Origin of the sequence: Streptomyces sp. PU-14G, from assembly GCF_041028275.1 — a bacterium.
Classification (GTDB): Bacteria; Actinomycetota; Actinomycetes; order Streptomycetales; family Streptomycetaceae; genus Streptomyces.
Map to the genome: position 1 here is coordinate 1 of NZ_JASKYT010000296.1, position 9103 is coordinate 9103.

General features: G+C 71.6%; 8 protein-coding genes. 6 read left to right on the forward strand and 2 right to left on the reverse strand.

Annotated features, from left to right (window positions below):
- The 3 genes from AB8Z75_RS26415 to AB8Z75_RS26425 form a co-directional block, all read left to right on the forward strand.
- Positions 1-1782, forward strand: a 1782-nt coding sequence (locus AB8Z75_RS26415) for a DEAD/DEAH box helicase (RefSeq protein ID WP_369206187.1), incomplete at its 5' end; no start/stop codon positions are given.
- Between the two features lie 349 nt (positions 1783-2131).
- The gene (locus AB8Z75_RS26420; RefSeq protein ID WP_369206189.1) at positions 2132-2776 is read left to right on the forward strand and encodes an IclR family transcriptional regulator; all 645 of its coding nucleotides are present in this window, start codon (positions 2132-2134) and stop codon (positions 2774-2776) included.
- 254 nt (positions 2777-3030) lie between these two features.
- On the forward strand, positions 3031-3891 hold the full coding sequence (locus AB8Z75_RS26425) for a S16 family serine protease (protein ID WP_369206191.1): 861 nt from the start codon (positions 3031-3033) through the stop codon (positions 3889-3891).
- An 88-nt stretch (positions 3892-3979) separates the two neighbouring features.
- Here the strand turns inward: AB8Z75_RS26425 and AB8Z75_RS26430 are convergent, their stop codons facing one another.
- A complete protein-coding gene (locus AB8Z75_RS26430) occupies positions 3980-4459 on the reverse strand; it encodes an Lrp/AsnC family transcriptional regulator (protein ID WP_369206193.1) in 480 nt (159 codons plus the stop codon).
- A gap of 152 nt (positions 4460-4611) precedes the next feature.
- On the opposite strand from AB8Z75_RS26430, the gene hppD reads away from it, so the two are divergent.
- The 3 genes from hppD (at position 4612) to AB8Z75_RS26445 (ending at position 8071) form a co-directional block, all read left to right on the forward strand.
- Positions 4612-5772, forward strand: a complete 1161-nt coding sequence (hppD, locus tag AB8Z75_RS26435; protein ID WP_369206195.1) for a 4-hydroxyphenylpyruvate dioxygenase — start codon at positions 4612-4614, stop codon at positions 5770-5772.
- Positions 5773-5991: 219 nt separating this feature from the next.
- Positions 5992-7359, forward strand: coding sequence for an FAD-binding oxidoreductase (locus AB8Z75_RS26440; protein WP_369206197.1), 1368 nt, complete (start codon positions 5992-5994; stop codon positions 7357-7359).
- A 100-nt stretch (positions 7360-7459) separates the two neighbouring features.
- Positions 7460-8071, forward strand: a complete 612-nt coding sequence (locus tag AB8Z75_RS26445; RefSeq protein WP_369206199.1) for a DUF6461 domain-containing protein — start codon at positions 7460-7462, stop codon at positions 8069-8071.
- Positions 8072-8227: 156 nt separating this feature from the next.
- Here the strand turns inward: AB8Z75_RS26445 and AB8Z75_RS26450 are convergent, their stop codons facing one another.
- Positions 8228-8794, reverse strand: coding sequence for a winged helix-turn-helix transcriptional regulator (locus tag AB8Z75_RS26450; protein WP_369206201.1), 567 nt, complete (start codon positions 8792-8794; stop codon positions 8228-8230).
- Positions 8795-9103 lie beyond the last annotated feature (309 nt).

The following is a 9103-nucleotide window of genomic DNA, read 5'->3' on the forward strand; positions in this document are numbered from 1 at the left end:
ACCCCCAGCAACAACACGCACCTGTCACCCGCCTTCCCCGGCCGGGCCCCCTGGGGCACGGCCAACAAGCTGCGGGCCTGGCAGCAGGCGGCGATGGACGCGTACCTGGAGCGGCAGCCGCGCGACTTCCTGGCGGTCGCGACCCCGGGCGCGGGCAAGACGACGTTCGCCCTGACGCTCGCCTCGTGGCTGCTGCACCACCACGTGGTGCAGCAGGTGACCGTCGTCGCGCCGACCGAGCACCTGAAGAAGCAGTGGGCCGAGGCGGCGGCGCGCGTGGGGATCAAGCTGGACCCCGACTACAGCGCGGGACCGTTGAGCAAGGAGTACCACGGGGTCGCCGTCACCTACGCGGGCGTCGGCGTGCGGCCCATGCTGCACCGCAACCGCGTCGAACAGCGCAAGACCCTGGTCATCCTCGACGAGATCCACCACGCCGGCGACAGCCGCTCGTGGGGCGAGGCGTGCCTGGAGGCGTTCGAGCCGGCGACCCGGCGCCTGGCACTGACCGGCACGCCCTTCCGCTCGGACACCAACCCGATCCCGTTCGTCGAGTACGCCGAGGACGGCGACGGGGTGCGCCGCTCGGTGGCCGACTACACCTACGGCTACGGCGACGCGCTCGCCAACGGCGTCGTGCGGCCCGTCATCTTCCTCTCCTACAGCGGCAACATGCGCTGGCGCACCAAGGCGGGGGACGAGATCGAGGCGCGGCTCGGCGAGCCGATGACCAAGGACGCGATCTCCCAGGCCTGGCGCACCGCGCTCGACCCGCGCGGCGAGTGGATGCCCGCCGTGCTGCGCGCGGCCGACCACCGGCTGAGCGAGGTCCGCAAGGCGGTGCCGGACGCGGGCGGCCTCGTCATCGCCTCCGATCAGGACCAGGCCCGCGCCTACGCCAAGCTGCTGCGCGAGATCACCGGCACGGGGCCGACCGTCGTCCTGTCCGACGACACCGGCGCCTCCCAGCGCATCGAGGACTTCCGGCACGGCGAGGACCGGTGGATGGTCGCCGTGCGGATGGTCTCCGAGGGCGTGGACGTGCCGCGCCTGGCGGTCGGCGTGTACGCGACGACCGTCTCCACCCCGCTGTTCTTCGCGCAGGCCGTCGGCCGCTTCGTCCGCTCCCGGCGGCGCGGCGAGACCGCCTCGGTCTTCCTGCCGACGATCCCCACGCTGCTGACCTTCGCCAACGAGATGGAGGTCGAGCGCGACCACGTCCTCGACAAGCCGAAGAAGGACACCGAGGACGACCCGTACGCCGAAGAGGCCGACCTGCTCAAGGAGGCCGAGCGGGAACAGGATGAGGACACCGGGGAACAGGACCAGCTGCCCTTCGAGGCGCTGGAGTCGGATGCCGTCTTCGACCGGGTGATGTACGACGGCGCCGAGTTCGGCATGCAGGCGCACCCCGGCAGCGAGGAGGAGCAGGACTACCTCGGCATCCCCGGGCTGCTGGAGCCGGACCAGGTGCAGATGCTGCTCCAGAAGCGGCAGGCGCGGCAGATCGCGCACAGCAGGAAGAAGCCGGACAGCGAGGCCGACCTGCTGGAGAAGCCCGCCGAGCAGCGCCCCGTCGTCACGCACAAGGAACTGCTGGAGAAGCGGAAACAGCTCAACACCCTCGTGGGCGCCTACGTCCACCAGAGCGGCAAGCCGCACGGGGTCGTCCACACCGAGCTGCGCCGCGTCTGCGGCGGGCCGCCCAGCGCGGAGGCGACGGCCGGGCAGATCGAGGCCCGCATCGCCAAGGTCCGCGAGTGGGCGACACGGATGAAGTAGCGCGCTGCCCCGACCGGGACCGCCCCCCCGCGAGGGCGGCTTTTTCGGGATGTTCACGGCGAACACGGGCAGGAGAAGACCGGATTCTGGACAGACTCTTCCGGTCAGCGGTGCGCCTCGCTACATTCCCCGGACACACGCCCCGTGGCGATGCCGCCACGGGCGGCCGGTTATCCCGTTGACACTCAGCTTGCCCAGCCTGTTACGCAACAGCTCTTGCAAGTGCCACCGCGACCGGCGGCCTCCAGCGCTGCGCTCGGGGTGCCGACCCAGGCCGGGGGCCGGGGAGGCGACCCCTCACGCGTCGGCATCCGCGGCTGCCGTCACTCACCCGAGGGAGGGGGGCGTCGTGACCGCGGAGACCTCTCAGACGCTCGACCGAGGGCTGCGTGTCCTCACGTTACTGGCCGACACCGACCACGGCCTCACCGTCACCGAGCTGTCCAACAAGCTCGGCGTCAACCGCACGGTGGTCTACCGGCTGCTCGCCACCCTGGAACAGCACGCCCTGGTCCGCCGCGACCTGGGCGGCAGGGCCCGCGTCGGGCTCGGCGTGCTCCGCCTCGGACGGCAGGTCCACCCCCTGGTCAGGGAGGCGGCGCTGCCCGCGCTCCGCTCGCTGGCCGAGGACGTCGGCGCCACCGCGCACCTCACCCTGGTGGACGGCTCCGAGGCCCTGGCGGTCGCGGTCGTCGAACCGAGCTGGACGGACTACCACGTGGCCTACCGCACCGGCTTCCGGCATCCCCTCGACAAGGGCGCCGCGGGCCGGGCGATACTCGACGGGCGCAGACCCGACGACGAACGGGACCCCGGATTCGTCCTCACCCACGGCGAACTGGAGGCGGGCGCCAGCGGCGCCGCCGCCCCCGTGCTCGGGGTCAGCGGCATCGAGGGCAGCGTGGGCGTGGTGATGCTCTCCGAGACGGTGGCCGAGCGCATAGGGCACCGCGTCGTCCGCGCCGCCAACCAGGTCGCCGACGCGCTGCGCTGAGTCTCCGTGCTGAGCTGGGTGGAGTCGGCGTGCTGGGCTGAGTCTCCGTGCTGAGCTGGGTGGAGTCGGCGTGCTGGGCTGAGTCTCCGTGCTCAGCTGGGTGGAGTCGGCGTGCTGGGCTGAGCCGCGGGCCGTGTCCTTCCCTCCGGGTGGCACCGCATGGGCGCCCTCCGGGTGGCACCGCATGGGCGCGGGCAGGGCGCGGTGCGGCCCCGCGCGCGTTCGGCGCCTGCCGGGGTCGGTAGATTGCGGGGGTGTCCGAATCCAGCACCCGCACCCAGGGCCCCGGCAGCCCGCGCCCGCGGCTGACCCGTGGCCGCGTCCTGGCGCTGTGCGCGTTGCCCGTCGTCCTGCTGTTCGTCGTGGCGCTGTGCGCACCGCTGCCGTACTCGCTCGCCCAGCCCGGGGAGACCGCGAACGTGCTCGGCAAGCGCGGCGGCAAGCCCGTCATCTCCGTCGAGGGCGCGCGGTCGCAGGGCAAGGACGGCATGGACGGCAAGGACGGCAAGGACAAAGGGCGGCTGCTGTCGGTGACCATCGCCGCCACCCAGCCGGGGGCCACCGTGCGCCTCCCGGACGTGGTGCGCTCCTGGTTCCGCGACGACCGGGCCGTGATGCCCCGCGAGGCCGTCTACCCCGGCGGCGGCGACACCCGGGACGCCGAGCGGCGCATCGCCCAGGAGATGAAGAGTTCCCAGGACAAGGCCGTCACCGCCGCCCTGCGACAGCTCCATATGTCACCGGACGACGTCGATGTCACGCTGCGCCTCGGCGATGTGGGCGGGCCCAGCGCCGGCCTGTTCTTCGCGCTCGGCATCGTCGACAAGCTGGACGGCGACGGGACCGGCGCCGGTGGGCTCACCGGTGGCCGCACCATCGCGGGTACGGGCACCATCGACGGGAAGGGCGAGGTCGGCCCGGTCGGCGGCATCCCGCTCAAGACGCAGGCCGCCCGGCGCGACGGAGCCACCTGGTTCCTGGTGCCCAAGTCGCAGTGCGGCGAGGCGAGCGCCCAGTTGCCCTCGGGGCTGCGGCTGGTGCCGGTCAGCACGCTGGACGGCGCGCTCGACGCGCTCAAGGAGATCCGCACGGACGGGGACGTCCCGCACTGCTGAGGCGGCTCCGCGCAGGGTAGGTGGGACCTCGCCGGGCGGCGGCGTTCCGGTCGTTGAGCGCTGTCCCTCGTTCAGCGCTGTTCCTCGTTCAGCGCTGTTCGCTGTCGTCGGCGGCCTGGCGGACGAGGGGCACGATCCGCGGCGGCACCGGGTTCTCCATGACGATGGCGGTGGAGGCGCGGACGATGCCCTGGATGCCGAGGACCAGGTCGATCACCCGTTGCAGGTCGGCGTTCGAGCGGGCGACCAGGCGGCAGAGCATGTCGCCGCTGCCGGTCGTGGTGTGCAGCTCCAGCACCTCGGGCACCGTCGCCAGGTGGGCCCGCACGTCCGCGCCCTGGCCCTGCTTGATCTCCAGGGTGGCGAACGCGGTGACCGGATAGCCGAGGGCGGCCGGATCGACCTCCGGGCCGAAACCGCGGATGACCCCGCCCGAGGTCAGCCGGTCGAGCCGCGCCTGCGCCGTCCCGCGGGCCACACCGAGCCGTCGGGAGAGCTCCAGCACCCCGATCCTGGGCTCCTCGGCGAGCAGTTCCAGCATGCGCGCGTCCAGCCGGTCGATGCCCATGGCGTCCTCTCCCTCGCAGCGTGGGCGTGGGGGCGGAGTGAGGGTGCACAGATTGCGCACATCGTCCGCCCGAACCCGGGTCCTGCTGAACAAGTTGCCCAGTAAAAACGCAAACTATTGCGCACCTTGCGGACCGGCGGGACGCTTCCGCCATGACTGCATCCCCGGGAACACCCACCAGCGCAGCAGCACCGCAGACCGCACGGCAGGCAGACCCCTTCCCGGTCAAGGGGATGGACGCGGTCGTCTTCGCCGTCGGCAACGCCAAGCAGGCGGCCCACTATTACTCCACCGCGTTCGGCATGCGGACCGTCGCCTACTCGGGGCCCGAGAACGGCAGCCGCGAGACGGCCAGTTACGTCCTGGAATCCGGCTCGGCCCGCTTCGTCTTCACCTCCGTCATCCGCCCCACCACCGACTGGGGCCGCTTCCTCGCCGAGCACGTCGCCGCCCACGGCGACGGCGTCATCGACCTGGCCATCGAGGTCCCCGACGCCCGCGCGGCGTACGCGTACGCCGTCGAACACGGCGCCCGCGGCATCGAGGAGCCCTACGAGACCAAGGACGAGCACGGCACCGTCGTCCGTGCCGCCATCGCCACCTACGGCGAGACCCGCCACACCCTCGTCGAGCGCACCGGCTACGACGGCCCCTACCTGCCCGGCTTCGCCGCCATGGCCCCGATGGTCGCCCCGCCGGAAAAGAGGGTGTTCCAGGCCGTCGACCACTGCGTCGGCAACGTCGAACTCGGCCGGATGAACGAGTGGGTCGGCTTCTACAACAAGGTCATGGGCTTCACGAACATGAAGGAGTTCGTCGGCGACGACATCGCCACCGAGTACTCCGCGCTCATGTCGAAGGTCGTCGCCGACGGCACGCTCAAGGTCAAGTTCCCCATCAACGAGCCCGCCGTCGCCCAGAAGAAGTCCCAGATCGACGAGTACCTGGAGTTCTACGGCGGCGCGGGCGTCCAGCACATCGCGCTCGCCACGAACGACATCGTCTCCTCGGTCCGGGCCATGCGGGCCGCCGGCGTCCAGTTCCTCGACACCCCCGACGCCTACTACGACACGCTGGGGGAGTGGGCGGGCGAGACCCGCGTGCCCGTGGAGACCCTGCGCGAGCTGAAGATCCTCGTCGACCGCGACGAGGACGGCTACCTGTTGCAGATCTTCACCAAGCCGGTCCAGGACCGCCCGACCGTCTTCTTCGAAATGATCGAACGGCACGGCTCCATGGGCTTCGGCAAGGGCAACTTCAAGGCGCTGTTCGAAGCCATCGAGCGGGAACAGGACCGGCGCGGCAACCTGTAGGACTCGCAGGACCCGCAGGACCTGTAGGGCCTGTAGGAGGGGAGCCTGGGCCCCGCCCTCCCACCGCCGCCCGTGAAGCGGCCCGGTGAGAGGGCGGCGCCCAGGCAGGATCAGCCGGATCAGCAGGCCGGCAGGCCGGCAGGCCGGCAGGTCGGCAGGTCGACAGGGCGGCAGGTCCGGGGACTTCCCGTGCCGTCCGCCGCCTGCCAGGCTGGGGACATGAGCGAGCTGATCGAACGGCTGGCCGAAGGCCTCCCCGGGGACGCGCTGCTGACCGACCCCGACGTCCTCGCCTCCTACGCGAACGACATGGCCAGCTTCTGCCCCGCCGGTGCCCCGACGGCCGTGGTCGTGCCGCGTACCGTCGAACAGGTCCAGCACACCATGCGCACCGCGAACGCCCTGCGGGTCCCCGTCGTCCCGCAGGGCGCCCGCACGGGGCTGTCCGGAGCGGCGAACGCCACCGACGGATGCGTACTGCTGTCCCTCGTACGGATGGACCGCATCCTGGAGATCAACCCGGTCGACCGGATCGCGGTCGTCGAGCCGGGAGTCGTCAACGCCACGCTCTCCCGGGCCGTGAACGAGCACGGGCTCTTTTACCCGCCGGACCCCTCCAGCTGGGAGATGTGCACGATCGGCGGCAACATCGGCACGGGCTCCGGCGGGCTGTGCTGCGTCAAGTACGGGGTGACGGCCGAATACGTGCTCGGACTCGACGTCGTCCTCGCGGACGGCCGGCTGCTGACCACCGGACGCCGCACCGCCAAGGGCGTGGCCGGCTACGACCTCACCCGGCTGATCGTCGGCTCGGAGGGGAGCCTGGGCATCGTCGTCCGCGCCACCCTCGCGCTGAAGGCCGAGCCCTCCCGGCAACTCGCCCTCGCCGCCGAGTTCCCCTCCACGGGCGCGGCCTGCGACGCGGTCTGCCGGATCATGGAGGCCGGGCACACGCCCGCCCTGCTGGAGCTGATGGACCGCACGACCGTGCGGGCCGTCAACGCCATGACGAAGATGGGGCTCCCCGAGACCACCGAAGCCCTGCTGCTCGCGGCCTTCGACACACCGGATCCGGCGCCGCAGCTGCGCGCGGTCGGCGACCTGTGTGCGGCGGCCGGGGCGAGCGAGGTGGTCCCGGCCGAGGACCCGGCCGAGTCCGAGATGCTGCTCCAGGCACGGCGGGCCGCGCTGACCGCGCTGGAGGCCGTCAAGGGCACCTCGATGATCGACGACGTCTGCGTCCCGCGCACCCGCCTCGCCGACCTGCTCGACGGCACCGCCGAGATCGCCGAGCGGCACGGCCTGACCATCGGGGTCTGCGCCCATGCCGGGGACGGCAACACCCACCCCACGGTCTGCTTCGACGCCACCGACGAGGACGAGTCCCGCCGCGCCAGGCTCTCCTTCGACGAGATCATGGAACTGGGCCTGAAGCTGGGCGGCACCATCACCGGCGAGCACGGGGTCGGCCTGCTGAAGAAGACCTGGCTTGCCGAGGAACTGGGCCCGGTCAGCCTGGAGATGCACCGCGCCGTCAAGAACGCCTTCGACCCGCACGGCATCCTCAACCCGGGCAAGCTGTTCTGAACCCTGAGCCCCCGGTCATGAGCCCCGGGCCCTGAGTCCTGAGCCGCCGGCCCACCACCCGCCGGCGTCAGGTGTCAGTGCCTCCTGCCATGCTGCAGGCGTGAACAACCACAGCACCGCCGCCGATTACGGGTGGCTCGAAGAGCAGTACCAGCACCTCATGGAGGCGTACTGCGTCACGCTCGTCCAAGGACTTTCTCCCGACGCACTGCTCACGGCTCTGGAAGCCGAGCCCGGCGAGCGGATAACTGGCGTGGCCGAGCTGGGCCGGCTGACCGACGAGGAGTGGAGGCTGGGCGCGTACTTCGTCGGGATCGCCTCCGTCGGCGACTGGTCGCTGATGGTCGAGTACAACGGCTACCTGGGCGTCGACGACACAAGGATGCTTCCCGTTTCGCGTGGCCGCACGGTGGTCTCCCACTTCCGGAACATCAACGCGGTCGACCACTTCTCCTGGTACGAGGATGGTGTCACCCGCCTGCATTTCGAACCCCTCTTCCCTCGCCGTCGAGACGGCAGCCATCCGGACGAACTGCTCACCGCGATGCGGGAGTCGGGCTTCGACCTCAGCGAGGGGGACGACGCGAGCTTCGATGGACACACCGAAGCGGCCTTCGCCCTCGCCGAGCGCATCACGGGCGTGCGCCTGACACCGGAGCTTTTCGCCTCCGCGGAGTTCGTCTGCGCTCGCGTGGCGGAGCCCCGCCGGTAGCCCGGGCCCATCAGGCGGGGCGAGCCTCGCGGAGGACGGACTGCCGCGCTCGCGAAGGGTCGCGCCTGGTGCCCGCTGACAACCTTCCGCACCATCGCGACCAGACACGGCAAGGCCGCCACCTCCTGCGAAGCGGCGGTCACACTCGCGTCCTGCTCACTTCGGGCAGGGGCCGTTTGACGACGGGCCCTGGGTCTCCAGGGGTTCCAGCAGCCGGTGCGGCCTCGACAGGGCGCGGCTGACCGGGTCGTGGCGGGCGGTGGGGCCCTCGGCGGCGGGTCCTGGGTGGACCTCGATGTCCTCGGGCGGCACGGCGGGCTGCCCGCAGTCCCGGCAGCCGCCGCCCACCTCCAACTCGTGCCCGCAGGCGGCGTGGACGTACCGCCTGCGCACCGTGGCGCCGCCCGTGGTGAACTCCTGCCCCCACATCAGCAGGGCGAACAGCGCCGACCACAGCCGGCGCCCCTTCTCCGTGAGCACGTACTCGTCGCGGGGCGGCGACTGTTCGTAGCGGCGGCGCTCCATCACTCCGGACTCGGTCAGCGTCCGCAGCCGGGTGGAGAGGACGGCGCGCGGGATGTCGAGGTGGGCGAGGAAGTCGCTGTAGCGCCGGACGCCGTAGAAGGCGTCGCGGATCACCAGCATCGTCCAGCGCTCGCCGACCAGTTCGAGGGTGCGGGCGAGCGAGCAGTCCTGCGCGGCGTAGTCCTTTTTCAGCGCCATGCGGCCAGCCTATCAAGCTGATGGTTCATTCATCGAACCTACTGTGGTAGCGTCTCGTCGCTCTCGCCAGTTCATTGAACGAACCAACCGACCGACCCGGAGGAGCTCTCCGTGCTGACCGCCCCACGGTCACCAGGCCCCCGCCACGACGGCGAGCCCGGTACCGCCCCAGGCGAGCAGCCAGGACTGGCCGGCGAGGGGGGGGGGGGGGGGGGGGGGGGGGGGGGGGGGGGGGGGGGGGGGGGGGGGGGGGGGGGGGGGGGGGGGGCTATCAAGCTGATGGTTCATTCATCGAACCTACTGTGGTAG